The sequence below is a fragment of the Bacillus gaemokensis genome, assembly GCF_001590835.1.
Classification (GTDB): Bacteria; Bacillota; Bacilli; order Bacillales; family Bacillaceae_G; genus Bacillus_A; species Bacillus_A gaemokensis.
In genome coordinates this window covers 11,692-24,797 of record NZ_LTAQ01000016.1, presented here as the reverse complement: position 1 = coordinate 24,797, position 13,106 = coordinate 11,692, and the positions used below count along the sequence as shown (strand labels likewise).

At 39.0% G+C, this 13,106-nt stretch carries 15 protein-coding genes and 2 other annotated features (1 of these 17 running past the window's edge); all 15 genes read right to left on the bottom strand.

Translation table 11 applies throughout. The features are described from left to right. Positions 1 to 6: 6 nt before the first annotated feature. The 15 genes from rpoB to cysE all read right to left on the bottom strand — a co-directional run bounded on the left by rpoB (position 7) and on the right by cysE (position 12,726). Complete coding sequence (gene rpoB / locus AZF08_RS15390; protein WP_033677188.1) at positions 7 to 3,537, bottom strand: DNA-directed RNA polymerase subunit beta; 3,531 nt, start codon at positions 3,535 to 3,537, stop codon at positions 7 to 9. 291 nt (positions 3,538 to 3,828) lie between these two features. Further along, positions 3,829 to 4,428: a class I SAM-dependent methyltransferase gene (locus AZF08_RS15385; RefSeq protein WP_033677190.1), complete on the bottom strand. Its 600-nt coding sequence runs from the start codon at positions 4,426 to 4,428 to the stop codon at positions 3,829 to 3,831. A 76-nt stretch (positions 4,429 to 4,504) separates the two neighbouring features. After that, positions 4,505 to 4,864, bottom strand: coding sequence for a 50S ribosomal protein L7/L12 (gene rplL, locus AZF08_RS15380; RefSeq protein WP_033677193.1), 360 nt, complete (start codon positions 4,862 to 4,864; stop codon positions 4,505 to 4,507). A 67-nt stretch (positions 4,865 to 4,931) separates the two neighbouring features. After that, positions 4,932 to 5,432 carry a 50S ribosomal protein L10 gene (gene rplJ, locus AZF08_RS15375; protein WP_033677195.1) on the bottom strand — a complete coding sequence of 167 codons (501 nt, stop codon included), beginning with the start codon at positions 5,430 to 5,432 and terminating at the stop codon, positions 4,932 to 4,934. A gap of 40 nt (positions 5,433 to 5,472) precedes the next feature. Further along, positions 5,473 to 5,616: a sequence feature (ribosomal protein L10 leader region), on the bottom strand. 49 nt (positions 5,617 to 5,665) lie between these two features. Beyond that, complete coding sequence (gene rplA / locus AZF08_RS15370) at positions 5,666 to 6,358, bottom strand: 50S ribosomal protein L1 (protein ID WP_033677197.1); 693 nt, start codon at positions 6,356 to 6,358, stop codon at positions 5,666 to 5,668. 183 nt (positions 6,359 to 6,541) lie between these two features. Beyond that, positions 6,542 to 6,967 carry a 50S ribosomal protein L11 gene (gene rplK / locus AZF08_RS15365; RefSeq protein ID WP_001085872.1) on the bottom strand — a complete coding sequence of 142 codons (426 nt, stop codon included), beginning with the start codon at positions 6,965 to 6,967 and terminating at the stop codon, positions 6,542 to 6,544. 169 nt (positions 6,968 to 7,136) lie between these two features. After that, positions 7,137 to 7,670: a transcription termination/antitermination protein NusG gene (nusG, locus tag AZF08_RS15360; protein ID WP_000415795.1), complete on the bottom strand. Its 534-nt coding sequence runs from the start codon at positions 7,668 to 7,670 to the stop codon at positions 7,137 to 7,139. Positions 7,671 to 7,801: 131 nt separating this feature from the next. After that, entirely contained in the window at positions 7,802 to 7,981 is a 180-nt protein-coding gene (secE, locus tag AZF08_RS15355; protein WP_033677199.1) for a preprotein translocase subunit SecE, read from the bottom strand. Positions 7,982 to 8,013: 32 nt separating this feature from the next. Next, a complete protein-coding gene (rpmG, locus tag AZF08_RS28755; RefSeq protein ID WP_002055487.1) occupies positions 8,014 to 8,160 on the bottom strand; it encodes a 50S ribosomal protein L33 in 147 nt (48 codons plus the stop codon). A gap of 130 nt (positions 8,161 to 8,290) precedes the next feature. Next, entirely contained in the window at positions 8,291 to 8,950 is a 660-nt protein-coding gene (locus tag AZF08_RS15350) for an RNA polymerase sporulation sigma factor SigH (protein ID WP_000447418.1), read from the bottom strand. Positions 8,951 to 9,017: 67 nt separating this feature from the next. Continuing rightward, the gene (locus tag AZF08_RS15345; protein ID WP_033677202.1) at positions 9,018 to 9,530 is read right to left on the bottom strand and encodes an NYN domain-containing protein; all 513 of its coding nucleotides are present in this window, start codon (positions 9,528 to 9,530) and stop codon (positions 9,018 to 9,020) included. Positions 9,531 to 9,532: 2 nt separating this feature from the next. After that, positions 9,533 to 10,276, bottom strand: a complete 744-nt coding sequence (gene rlmB, locus AZF08_RS15340; protein WP_033677204.1) for a 23S rRNA (guanosine(2251)-2'-O)-methyltransferase RlmB — start codon at positions 10,274 to 10,276, stop codon at positions 9,533 to 9,535. Continuing rightward, entirely contained in the window at positions 10,273 to 10,680 is a 408-nt protein-coding gene (locus AZF08_RS15335) for a Mini-ribonuclease 3 (protein WP_033677206.1), read from the bottom strand. Before AZF08_RS15335 ends, rlmB begins: the two co-directional genes overlap by 4 nt. Positions 10,681 to 10,682: 2 nt before the next feature. Next, positions 10,683 to 12,080 carry a cysteine--tRNA ligase gene (gene cysS / locus AZF08_RS15330; RefSeq protein ID WP_033677208.1) on the bottom strand — a complete coding sequence of 466 codons (1,398 nt, stop codon included), beginning with the start codon at positions 12,078 to 12,080 and terminating at the stop codon, positions 10,683 to 10,685. Further along, positions 12,061 to 12,726: a serine O-acetyltransferase gene (gene cysE, locus AZF08_RS15325; RefSeq protein ID WP_033677210.1), complete on the bottom strand. Its 666-nt coding sequence runs from the start codon at positions 12,724 to 12,726 to the stop codon at positions 12,061 to 12,063. Before cysE ends, cysS begins: the two co-directional genes overlap by 20 nt. Positions 12,727 to 12,863: 137 nt before the next feature. Further along, positions 12,864 to 13,106 (bottom strand) — a binding site (T-box leader); it runs 2 nt beyond the window's last position.

The window sequence follows — 13,106 nt, the reverse complement described above, 5'->3', positions numbered from 1 at the left end:
TCCCGATTATTCCTTTGTTGTCTCAACTTCAACATTTAATTTATCTGCGGATTGATGATCATCATCTTCAGTATCACGCATTTCAATTTCTGTATCATCGCTAGACATCATCTTAACATCCATACCTAAACTTTGTAGCTCTTTAATTAATACTTTGAATGATTCCGGAACACCTGGTTCTGGAACATTTTCGCCTTTAACAATAGCTTCGTATGTCTTCACGCGGCCAATAACATCATCAGATTTCACCGTTAAGATTTCTTGAAGAGTATAAGCAGCACCATAAGCTTCAAGTGCCCAAACTTCCATCTCACCGAAACGTTGTCCACCGAACTGTGCTTTACCTCCAAGAGGCTGCTGCGTTACAAGTGAGTATGGTCCAGTAGAACGAGCGTGAAGCTTATCGTCAACCATGTGTGCAAGTTTAATCATATACATGACACCAACAGATACACGGTTATCAAATGGCTCACCAGAACGTCCATCGTATAGAACTGTCTTTGCATCATTCGCCATACCAGCTTCTTCGATTGTTCCCCATACATCTTCCTCACGAGCACCATCGAATACTGGTGTTGCAACATGAATACCTAAGTATCTTGCTGCCATACCAAGATGAAGCTCTAACACCTGACCGATATTCATACGAGATGGTACCCCTAATGGGTTCAACATGATATCGATTGGCGTACCATCTGGTAAGTAAGGCATATCTTCTTCCGGTAAAATACGAGAGATAACACCTTTGTTACCGTGACGACCGGCCATCTTGTCACCTTCAGAAATTTTACGTTTTTGAACGATATATGCACGTACAAGTTGATTTACACCTGGTGGCAATTCATCGCCATCTTCACGGTTAAATACTTTTACGTCTAAGATAATACCGCCACCACCGTGTGGAACACGTAGTGATGTATCACGTACTTCACGTGCCTTCTCACCGAAGATTGCATGTAATAAACGTTCTTCTGCTGTTAATTCTGTTACACCTTTTGGTGTTACTTTACCAACAAGTAGATCTCCGTCTTTTACTTCAGCACCGATGCGAATAATACCGCGCTCGTCAAGGTTGCGAAGTGCATCTTCCCCAACGTTCGGGATGTCACGTGTAATTTCTTCTGGTCCAAGCTTCGTATCACGAGCTTCTGATTCATATTCTTCAATATGAATAGAAGTATACACATCATCTTTTACAAGGCGCTCACTCATAATGATCGCATCCTCATAGTTATAACCATCCCATGTCATAAAGCCAACAAGCACGTTACGTCCAAGTGCTAGCTCACCTTTTTCCATAGAAGGACCATCCGCAAGGATTTCACCTTTTACAACTTGATCTCCAACACTTACGATTGGACGTTGGTTGTAACAAGTTCCTTGGTTAGAACGAATGAATTTTAACATTTTGTAGCGATCTAAATCGCCTTTTACTTTTTGACCGTCAACTTCTACATAACGGCGTACCCATACTTCACGTGCTTCTACGCGTTCAACAGTACCAGGATGTTTACAAATTACTGCAGCACCTGAGTCTTTTGCTGATACGTACTCCATACCTGTACCTACAATCGGAGATTCCGGATTCAATAACGGAACCGCCTGACGTTGCATGTTCGCACCCATAAGCGCACGGTTAGAGTCATCGTTTTCTAAGAATGGAATACAAGCTGTCGCAGCAGAAACTACCTGTTTTGGAGAGATATCCATGTAGTCGATGCGCTCGCGTTTTACCACAACGTTCTCGTCGCGGAAACGTGCTACAACATCTTCATCAAGGAATTCACCATCTTCAGATAAACGAGCATTTGCCTGTGCTACAACATAGTTATCTTGTTCATCTGCTGTTAGATAATCTACGTGTGTTGTTACACGACCAGTTTCTGGATCAACGCGACGGTATGGTGTTTCAATGAAACCAAACTCATTTACTTTCGCGAACGAAGATAATGAGTTAATCAAACCGATGTTTGGTCCCTCTGGTGTTTCAATCGGACACATACGACCATAGTGAGAATAGTGAACGTCACGCACTTCAAACCCTGCGCGCTCACGAGTTAAACCACCCGGTCCTAATGCAGATAGTCTTCGTTTGTGCGTTAACTCTGCTAATGGGTTAGTTTGATCCATGAACTGAGATAACTGAGAACTTCCGAAGAACTCTTTAATAGATGCAATAACCGGACGAATGTTAATTAACGCCTGTGGTGTAATTGCATTTGTATCTTGAATCGACATTCTCTCACGAACAACACGCTCCATACGAGAAAGACCGATACGGAATTGGTTTTGTAGTAACTCTCCTACAGAACGCAGACGACGGTTTCCTAAATGGTCAATATCATCTGTATCCCCTACTTTGTATAGTAAGTTAAAGAAGTAGCTAATAGAAGCAAGGATATCACCTGGTGTGATGTGTTTTACGTCACGAGTGATATTTGCATTCCCAATTACATTAATAGCACGTTCACCGTCTGATTCCGGAGCATAGATCTTAATAGATTGCAGCTCAACATCGCCTTCTACCACTCCACCCATTGGTTTCGCTGTTTTGAATCCAATGTTTTTCTCTAAGTAAGGTAAAATGCGATCTAGTGTACGACGGTCTAAGACTGTTCCTTCTGCCGCTAAAATTTCCCCAGTTTCTGGGTCTACTAAAGTTTCAGCTAGGCGTTGGTTAAACAATCTGTTTTTGATGTGTAACTTTTTGTTGATCTTGTAGCGACCTACATTTGCTAAATCGTAGCGCTTCGGATCAAAGAAACGAGAAACAAGCAAGCTTTTCGCATTTTCTACTGTCGGTGGTTCACCTGGGCGTAGACGCTCATAAATTTCAAGCAATGCTTTTTCTGTGCTGTCTGTGTTGTCTTTTTCTAGCGTATTGCTTAAGTATTCGTTATCACCTAAAAGCTCGGTGATTTCTTGATCAGAGCCAAACCCTAATGCGCGTAACAAAACAGTTACAGGAAGTTTACGCGTACGGTCAATACGCACATATACAACATCCTTAGCGTCTGTTTCATACTCTAACCAAGCTCCGCGGTTTGGAATTACAGTAGCAGTAAAACCACGTTTTCCGTTTTTATCCACTTTGCCACTATAGTATACACTTGGAGAGCGAACTAACTGGGAAACGATAACACGTTCTGCACCGTTAATTACGAATGTTCCAGTCTCTGTCATGAGTGGGAAATCTCCCATGAACACATCTTGTTCTTTTACTTCACCAGTTTCTTTGTTGATTAGACGGACTTTCACACGAAGTGGTGCTGCATACGTCACATCACGCTCTTTACATTCTTCTACAGAGTATTTCGGCTCACCTAAACTGTAGTCAATAAATTCAAGCGATAGATTTCCCGTAAAGTCTTCAATCGGCGAAATGTCTTGGAACATTTCTCGCAAACCCTCATCAAGAAACCACTGATAAGAAGAGGTTTGAATTTCGATAAGATTTGGTAACTCTAATACTTCACTAATACGGGCATAACTTCTTCGTTGGCGGTGGCGTCCGTATTGAACTAGTTGACCTGTCAACTGCTTCACCCCTCAAATCATGAGTATTATAAATGCACAAAAAAAAATGTGCAAAATCACAAATAAATACAGCTAACGCACTGGGCGTAGCCTTTTTCTCTTAAAGATAGATACGTTGAGTCTTTCTACCTGCTCAAAAAAGAAAAATGGCTTCTATAAGAAAACCATCATTCTGTTTCATCATCTGCTGATTTTACTATCTTTTCCAAGAGAAACAAAAATATACATCGTTCTCAACGCAGAAAATCATATATTGGCATTGTATAATGTTAACATAGCCAAAAATAACCGTCAACGTTTTTTTGATTTTATGATATAATATCCTTTTTTCTTTTCTACAACTTCAACTTCAGAAAATATCTCTTCTAGTTTTTTCAACGCAGATGGTGCACCTTGCTTCTTCTGAATAACAATCCAAAGCTCTCCACCCGGCACTAGATATTTGACAGCTTGTTCTAAAATCTCGTGCACGATATGCTTACCTGCACGAATCGGAGGATTAGATAGAATAGCAGCATACTGTCCATTCACATTTTCATATACGCTACTTTGATAAATACGTATATTCTCAACTTTGTTATTAGCAGCATTTTCTTTCGCAAGCCCAAGCGCTCTTTCATTCACATCCACCATATGAATATTTCTGTCTTGAAACTCTTTTGCTAACGACAAACCGATCGGACCATATCCACACCCAACATCTAACACGTCACCTTCAACAGGCGGCATTTGAAATGCCTCAATTAGAAGACGCGAACCAAAGTCTACCTCGTTTTTCGAAAACACTCCATGATCAGATAAGAAAACAAATTTTGATTCTCGCAATGTATATTCCCATCGTTTTCGATCACTTTTACTAGAAGGGTCATTAGAAAAATAATGGTCTGCCATATGGCCACCTCTTTTCTTTACAGTTAAAAAAAAAGCTCGCATGAGAGCGAGCTTTTTTTAAAGCTTCAAAAGTTAATTACTTAACTTCTACAGCAGCGCCAACTTCTTCAAGTTTAGCTTTCATTTCTTCAGCTTCTTCTTTAGAAGCGCCTTCTTTGATTGCTTTTGGAGTGTTGTCAACTAATTCTTTAGCTTCTTTTAAGCCAAGACCAGTGATTTCACGAACAACTTTGATAACTTTGATTTTTTGTCCGCCAGCACTTTCAAGTACTACGTCAAATTCAGTTTTCTCAGCAGCAGCTTCACCAGCGCCACCAGCAACAGCTACAGGAGCAGCAGCAGTTACGCCGAATTCTTCCTCGATAGCTTTTACTAAGTCGTTAAGTTCTAATACAGTCATAGATTTAACTGCTTCAATGATTTGTTCTTTAGTCATTGTAAATATCCTCCCTTAAATAGGTTTGTATTGTTTTATCGATAACACGTAATTATCTTTTAAAAAATTAAGCGCCTTGCTCTTCCTTTTGATCTGCAACTGCTTTAGTAGCAAGTGCAAGGTTACGGATTGGAGCTTGAAGAACGCTAAGAAGCATAGAAAGTAAGCCTTCACGTGATGGAAGAGTAGCGATTGCTTTAACCTCATCAAGTGATACAAGTTTACCTTCGATTACGCCCGCTTTAATTTCTAAAGCTTCATGATCTTTAGCGAAGTCGTTTAATACTTTCGCAGGAGCAACTACATCCTCGTTACTGAACGCGATTGCGTTTGGTCCTGTTAAGAATTCGTTTAACTCAGCCATTTCAACAGATTCTGCAGCACGACGAGTTAAAGAGTTTTTGTAAACTTTGAACTCAACGCCAGCTTCACGTAAGTTTTTACGTAATTCAGTTGCTTCAGATACTGTTAAACCACGGTAGTCAACAACAATTGTAGATTTACTATCGCGAAGTTTTTCAGCGATTTCAGTCACAACTTGTTGTTTAGTTTCGATTGCTTTGCTCATGTTATTACACCTCCTGTAGATTATATAGAAGATGTACCGAAAGTGCACTAAAAAACCTCCATGCCCAGTTGTAGACATGGAGGCATATAGTCACAGAAAAATATTCCGTTTCGTATATTAACACCTAGGTAGGAAATTAAGCCAAGTTGGCTCCTACTGTCTACGGTACACTATTTAAATTCACAACATAAATGATTATATTAAAACTTCTTTATGAAGTCAACTTCCAATTTTTACGCGATTGTAGAAACGTCTACGCGTACACCAGGTCCCATTGTAGAAGCAACAGTTGCATTCTTCATGTAAGTACCTTTTGCAGCAGCTGGTTTCGCTTTTAATAGCGTATCAGCGATTGTTTTGAAGTTTTCTACTAATTTAGCATCTTCGAAAGATACTTTACCGATTGGTACGTGGATGTTTCCGGCTTTGTCAACGCGGTATTCAACTTTACCAGCTTTGATTTCATTAACAGCTTTTGTTACATCGAAAGTAACTGTTCCAGTTTTAGGGTTTGGCATTAAACCTTTTGGTCCTAATACACGACCAAGTTTACCAACTTCACCCATCATGTCAGGAGTTGCTACTACTACATCAAAGTCGAACCAACCTTGTTGGATTTTACCGATGTAATCAGCATCGCCTACGAAGTCAGCGCCAGCAGCTTCAGCTTCTTTTGCTTTCTCGCCTTTAGCAAATACTAATACACGTTGTACTTTACCAGTACCGTTTGGAAGAACAACTGCACCACGAATTTGTTGGTCAGCTTTCTTAGGGTCAACACCTAAACGGAATGCAGCTTCTACAGTTGCATCAAATTTAGCTGTGTTTGTTTTCTTTACTAATTCTACTGCTTCTGTTGCAGAGTAAGCAGCTGCACGATCAACAAGCTTCGCAGCTTCTACGTACTTTTTACCTCTTTTAGCCATGTTTATTTCCTCCTTGATTGTGGTTTTAGCGGAATAACCTCCCACGTTTACGCCTTCATTTCAGGGAAGTCCCCTAGGATGTGCGCCCATCCTTTTATTTAAAAACGATAATCATTTACGATAATAAAGGTTGCGAATTGGAATTCCAGACCCGCAACCTTTTTTACAAAAAAACAAATCGAATTAGTCTTCGATAACGATGCCCATACTGCGTGCAGTACCTTCAACCATACGCATTGCAGCTTCTACGCTAGCAGCGTTTAGGTCAGGCATTTTAGTTTCAGCGATTTCGCGTACTTTATCACGCTTAACAGTTGCCACTTTATTACGGTTTGGTTCACCAGAACCAGACTCAATACCAGCTACTTTCTTAAGAAGAACAGCAGCAGGAGGAGTTTTAGTAATGAAAGTGAATGAACGGTCTTCGAATACCGTAATTTCAACAGGAATGATAAGACCAGCTTGATCTGCTGTACGAGCGTTGAACTCTTTACAGAAGCCCATGATGTTAACACCCGCTTGTCCTAATGCTGGACCAACTGGTGGAGCTGGGTTAGCTTTACCTGCAGGAATTTGAAGTTTTACCATTTTAATTACCTTTTTAGCCACGAGACACACCTCCTTAAGTCCGTGATGTGGTCAATTGGGCAGTGATTTGCCCTCCCACTTCATATTTTATCTGTAACGATAAAATCTTTTTCAAAAAACGTCTCCGTTGCCGAAGACGTACTGACTTAAAAGATATTATCACTTTTTACAATTCATTTCAAGTTTCATTTTATAATTTTTCAATTTGATGGAAATCCAGCTCGACTGGCGTTTCACGACCAAACATGTCTACAAGCACTCTTACTTTTTGTTTTTCCATATCGATTTCTTCGATCGCACCTGTATAGTTCGCGAACGGTCCTTCATTTACACGTACTGTTTCATGAAGTTCAAAGTCGAAATCAACCACTTCATTGTCCATTCCCATATGCTTCATAATGGTAACAACTTCCTCTTCTAATAGAGGAGATGGTTTTGAACCTGATCCAGAAGATCCAACAAAACCTGTTACACCTGGTGTGTTACGAACAACATACCAAGAATCGTCAGTCATAATTAGTTCAACTAATACATAACCTGGGAACACTTTTCTTTTTGTTAATTTTTCTTTTCCGTTTTTCATTTCTACTTCTACTTCTTCCGGGACAACAACACGGAAAATTTTATCTTGCATTCCCATTGATTCTACACGTTTCTCTAGGTTTGCTTTTACTTTATTTTCATATCCAGAATAAGTATGGACAACATACCAACTTTTTTCCATTCATTTAGGACGAGCGTCCTTCCCTCCCTGACGTACATTTTTTTGCGCAAATGAAAAAACCCGTTCACCGGGCTTTTACACAGTTCGTATAAATAACATTATATCATGGATAAGTGCTTCTTATTCAAGAATTAACCAAGAATTAACCGAATTAAAGAAGAAATACCCATATCAACTACCGCGAAGAAAATTGCAGCAAATACAACTGTCGCAATAACAGTAGTCGTCGAACGGAGTAATTCATCTTTTTTAGGCCAACTTACTTTTTTCATTTCGCGACCTACATCGCCGAAAAAGTTCGTCAAACGCATTTACGGGACCTCCAGTGTATTGTTTCGATTATTTATTTTGTTTCCTTATGAACTGTATGCATATTGCATGTTTTACAAAACTTCTTTATCTCAAGTCGCTCTACTGAGCTCGTATCTTTCATTGTGGAGTAGTTTCGATTTTTACACTCTTCACATGAGAGTACAACTTTTTTCCTCATTTGTTACACCAACCTTGTAACATTATGTCCCTAAAAATGTATCATACAATAAAAGCCAATGTCAATGACATGCCACTTACTCTCTTATAAAAAGAATGCAGGAGAACACGCTTCTCCCCTGCGAAATAAATTATGAGTTTAAAGTTGTATTTTCTCTCATTTCCATATACCTTTCAAGTTTTCTCTTCACGCGTTGCAAAGCATTATCAATAGATTTCACATGCCTGTTTAACTGTTCTGAGATTTCTTGATAAGAACGGCCATCTAAGTATAAAGATAAGACTTTCCTTTCTAAATCGCTTAATAATTCAGATATTTTAAGCTCTATGTCGGTATATTCTTCCTGACTAATGATCATCTCTTCAGGATCAGTCACTTTCGTTTCTGAGATAACATCTAATAGCGTACGATCAGATTCCTCATCATAAATCGGTTTGTCCAAAGAAACATACGAATTTAAAGGAATATGTTTTTGTCTCGTTGCTGTCTTAATAGCAGTAATAATTTGACGAGTAATACATAATTCAGCAAATGCTTTAAAAGAAGATAACTTGTCCTCTTTATAATCGCGAATTGCTTTAAACAAACCAATCATACCCTCTTGAACAATATCTTCCCGATCGGCACCTACCAAAAAATAAGATCTAGATTTTGCACGAACAAAATTCTTATACTTGTGAATCAAATATTCAAGAGCGTCAATATTACCTTTTCGAACTAACTCAACTATTGCCTCATCCTCTAAATCGCGAAACGTAACGTTGTTGGTACTTACGAAGCCTGTTTCCACTCTGATCCCTCCGACCGCTATTTATTTAGCAATATTATACAGTAAGCACTTGAAGAGCGTCAATGTTTCAACGCTCTCCTCGCCTTAATTTTTCTAATTTTTCTGTAATATCTTTACTAAATATCGTTCGCATAGCAGGTTGTTTCTCTTTTACAACTTGCGTTTGATGGCGTACTTGTTGCTCCATCGCATTTACTTCTATCTCTAACTCACGCGCTGACTTCCGAAGTGCTCCTTGAGCAAAAATAACCCACTGCTCCGTATAATCAGAAGTCGCAACATAAATTTGGGTATTAATGTTGCGGAGCTCAATCGCAAGTTGTTCAATTCTCTCATCAGCTGTTTGATTTTTCCTTGTAAAAATAACCTCAACGCGCGCCTGTTTCATCTTCTTCTCAATACCTTGAATCGTATAAGCATCAAACACAATCATTACCCTTGTTCCTGTATATCCTTGATAATTCGCCATCTTATCAATAAGCGCATCCCTTGATGCCTGTAAATCTACATCCCTCAACGCTTTCAAGTCTCTCCAAGCCCCAATAATGTTGTAACCATCAACGATTAAAATATCGTTCATTTTTACTCACCAATCTGGTGACGTTTGCGATATACCTCATACATTAACAGACTAGCAGCTACTGACGCATTTAAGGATGTAACTTTACCGACCATTGGTAAGTTAATTAGAAAATCACACTTCTCACCAATAATACGGCTCATACCTTTCCCTTCACTACCAATTACTAATCCAATTGGCATATTACCATCTAAATTACGATAATCTGTCTTCCCTCTTGCATCTGTACCTGCAATCCAAAGACCACGTTCCTTTAATTCATCAATTGTACGAGATAAGTTTGTCACACGCGCAACAGGAATATATTCAATCGCTCCCGTTGATGCTTTTGCAACAGATGCCGTAAGTCCTACAGCTCTTCTTTTCGGAATAATGATTCCATGTGCACCAGTTGCATCTGCCGTACGCATAATAGATCCTAAGTTATGTGGATCTTCAATTTCATCTAAAATTAAGAAGAAAGGATCCTCGTTACGTTTAGCCGCAAATTCAAACAAATCCTCTAATTCTGCATATTGATATGCCGCCACTTGAGCAATTACACCTTGATGATTCCCTTCAACAAGCTGATCTAACTTCTTCTTTGGTGCATGCTGTAAAATAATTTTATTTTCTTTCGCTAACGCTAATACAATTTGCACCTGCCCTTTCGCAGCACCTTCCGCAATCCAAATTTTATTAATATCTCTTCCTGATCGTAACGCCTCAATGACAGGATTACGTCCGATAATGTATTCACTACTCATGATGATGCGCCCCCTTCCTTCACTTCTAAAACATCAATTGCTTTATACACAAGTTCTTCTAATCTCTCACGATTATTTAATAAATGATGGTAACCAAGTAATGCCTCAAAAGCTGTACTATAACGGTATGTTTGTACATCCGTATTTTTTGGAACAGTACCAGAATTCGCATTACGCCCTCTTCTTAATACTGCTTCTTCTTCCTCTGTCAAAAATGATACTTCTAATAAATGATAAACAACTTTCGCCTGCGCTTTCGCTGAAACAAAGCTTGTCCCTAAACGATGCAACTGGTTAGGGCGAACTGTCCCCTTTTGAAGGAGGTGATAACGGATATATTGCTCATATACCGCATCACCCATGTATGCTAACGCTAAGCTGTTTAATTGCTTTGCATCAATCATGTTTATCCTCTTTTCCATCTTGTACCTTGGGCGGTATCTTCTAAAATAATATTACGCTCTTTTAAATCATCACGAATTTGATCAGACAATGCAAAATCACGATTTTTCCGAGCTTCAATACGTTTTTGAATTAATGCTTCGATCTCTTCATCAAGCAGTTCTTCTTTCACCAATTCTAATCCTAAAATACTAAACAACGTTTCAAATTGTTTTACATACGCTTCGATTACAGTCTTTGATGTATGCTCTTCTAATAAATATTGATTTGCATGATTCGCTAAATTATATAACTCAGTTATCGCGTTCGCTGTATTAAAATCATCATTCATCGCTTCTTCAAATGCAGCCTGAAATTTCTCCATTTCAGCTAACCATTTCTCATTATGATCCGTTAAATCTGTACTACTTTCCATACGATGCTTTAAGTTTCCATAAGCCGTCTTGATTCGTTCTAATCCGTTATTTGTACTCTGCAATAACTCTTCACTAAAGTTAATTGGATGACGATAATGTACAGATAACATAAAGAATCGAATTAACTGTGGATCATACTGTTTAATGATATCGTGCACTAAAATGAAATTCCCTAACGACTTAGACATCTTTTCATTATTAATATTAATATACCCATTATGCATCCAGTAACGTGAAAACGTCTTTCCAGTTAAAGCTTCTGATTGCGCAATCTCATTTTCATGATGAGGGAACGCTAGATCTTGGCCACCGGCATGAATATCAATTGTATCACCTAAATATTTACGTGCCATTGCGGAGCATTCGATATGCCATCCTGGACGCCCTTGCCCCCAAGGACTCTCCCAGAAAATCTCTCCTTCTTTTGCAGCTTTCCATAAAGCAAAGTCAAGCGGGTCTTGTTTCTTTTCTCCAATCTCAATACGCGCACCATGACGTAAGTCAGCAATTGGTTGGTGAGATAGTTTACCGTATCCTTCAAATTCTTTTGTTTTATAATACACGTCACCTTCAGATTCATATGCATAACCTTTATTCACAAGTTCCTGAATAAACTCGATAATAATATCCATATTTTCTGTTACTCGCGGATGAACTGTTGCATGTTTGCAACCTAATGCAGTGACATCTTCAAAGTATGCTTCAACAAAACGGTCTGCAATTGTTGGAACATCCTCTCCTAACTCGTTCGCCGCTTTAATTAACTTGTCATCTACATCAGTAAAATTAGAAACATATTGTACATCATACCCTTTATGTTCTAGATAACGACGCACTGTATCAAATACCATAGGTGGTCTTGCATTCCCAATATGGATGTAGTTGTATACCGTAGGTCCACATACATACATTTTTACCTTATTTTCTTCTAATGGAATAAACGCTTCCTTTTGACGTGTTAACGTATTATAAATGTGAATAGTCATTTTTATCCTTCCTTTCTACTTTCACTGCAAGTTGCTTCTTTAATATCTCAAGTTCCGCTTCCATCACTTTTAATTTATCAAAAATCGGATCCGGAAGATCACAATGATTTAGTTCCTGACCAACCTTTACTCCATTTTGAATTACGACACGACCGGGTATACCTACAACTGTAGAATGTGCAGGAACTTCTTTCAATACGACAGACCCTGCCCCAATTTTAGAGTTTTCTCCAATGGTAATGGAACCAAGTACCTTTGCACCTGTTGCAATTAGCACATTATCTTGAATGGTTGGATGCCTCTTCCCTTTTTCTTTCCCTGTACCACCTAGTGTAACGCCTTGATAAATTGTTACATTATCTCCAATCTCACATGTCTCCCCAATAACAACCCCCATACCATGGTCAATGAAAAAGCACCGGCCAATTGTTGCTCCTGGGTGAATCTCAATACCAGTAAAAAAGCGACTAACTTGCGAAATCCAACGTGCAATAAAGAAAAAATTCCGCTTATAAAAGGCATGTGCAATTCGATGAGCCCAAACTGCATGTAATCCAGAGTAAGTTAAAATGACTTCGAAATAACTTCGTGCCGCTGGATCTTGTTCAAAAACGACTTCAATATCTTCCCGAAGCCTCTTAAACATCGATGTCCCCTCCCCTTTATGGGCTGTTTTCCCGAGTAAACCGATTATTGCTAACTTCTTATTTACTACCTATTCTGTATAAAAGCTTATACTCATACCTATTTACATGATATAAAAAAAGACGCCTCTGTCAAAATGACAGAGACGCCTTATAAGCGCGGTTCCACTCTGTTTAGGCTAAGAAGCCTCAAACTCATCCATGATAACGGTTTATACCGCTTCTACTTACTTTGCGCCATTAGACGTTTCCCGAAACTCTTCGTTGTTCAGCAGAAGACTCGAAGGGGCATTTCAAAAATCCGCTTATAAACCACTTCCAGCCAAAAGGTGGTTCTCTCTGTAAAAAGCCTGATTTTCTACTTCTCCTTCTCGTCGCTTTT

What these genes read in the sequence shown, in the direction of transcription:
- AZF08_RS15385 (WP_033677190.1), bottom strand. Translation starts at nt 4,428, where the DNA reads ATGGCAGACCATTATTTTTCTAATGACCCTTCTAGTAAAAGTGATCGA.
- rplL (WP_033677193.1), bottom strand. Translation starts at nt 4,864, where the DNA reads ATGACTAAAGAACAAATCATTGAAGCAGTTAAATCTATGACTGTATTA.
- rplJ (WP_033677195.1), bottom strand. Translation starts at nt 5,432, where the DNA reads ATGAGCAAAGCAATCGAAACTAAACAACAAGTTGTGACTGAAATCGCT.
- rplA (WP_033677197.1), bottom strand. Translation starts at nt 6,358, where the DNA reads ATGGCTAAAAGAGGTAAAAAGTACGTAGAAGCTGCGAAGCTTGTTGAT.
- nusG (WP_000415795.1), bottom strand. Translation starts at nt 7,670, where the DNA reads ATGGAAAAAAGTTGGTATGTTGTCCATACTTATTCTGGATATGAAAAT.
- secE (WP_033677199.1), bottom strand. Translation starts at nt 7,981, where the DNA reads ATGCGTTTGACGAACTTTTTCGGCGATGTAGGTCGCGAAATGAAAAAA.
- rpmG (WP_002055487.1), bottom strand. Translation starts at nt 8,160, where the DNA reads ATGAGGAAAAAAGTTGTACTCTCATGTGAAGAGTGTAAAAATCGAAAC.
- AZF08_RS15345 (WP_033677202.1), bottom strand. Translation starts at nt 9,530, where the DNA reads ATGAACGATATTTTAATCGTTGATGGTTACAACATTATTGGGGCTTGG.
- rlmB (WP_033677204.1), bottom strand. Translation starts at nt 10,276, where the DNA reads ATGAGTAGTGAATACATTATCGGACGTAATCCTGTCATTGAGGCGTTA.
- AZF08_RS15335 (WP_033677206.1), bottom strand. Translation starts at nt 10,680, where the DNA reads ATGATTGATGCAAAGCAATTAAACAGCTTAGCGTTAGCATACATGGGT.
- cysS (WP_033677208.1), bottom strand. Translation starts at nt 12,080, where the DNA reads ATGACTATTCACATTTATAATACGTTAACACGTCAAAAGGAAGCGTTT.
- cysE (WP_033677210.1), bottom strand. Translation starts at nt 12,726, where the DNA reads ATGTTTAAGAGGCTTCGGGAAGATATTGAAGTCGTTTTTGAACAAGAT.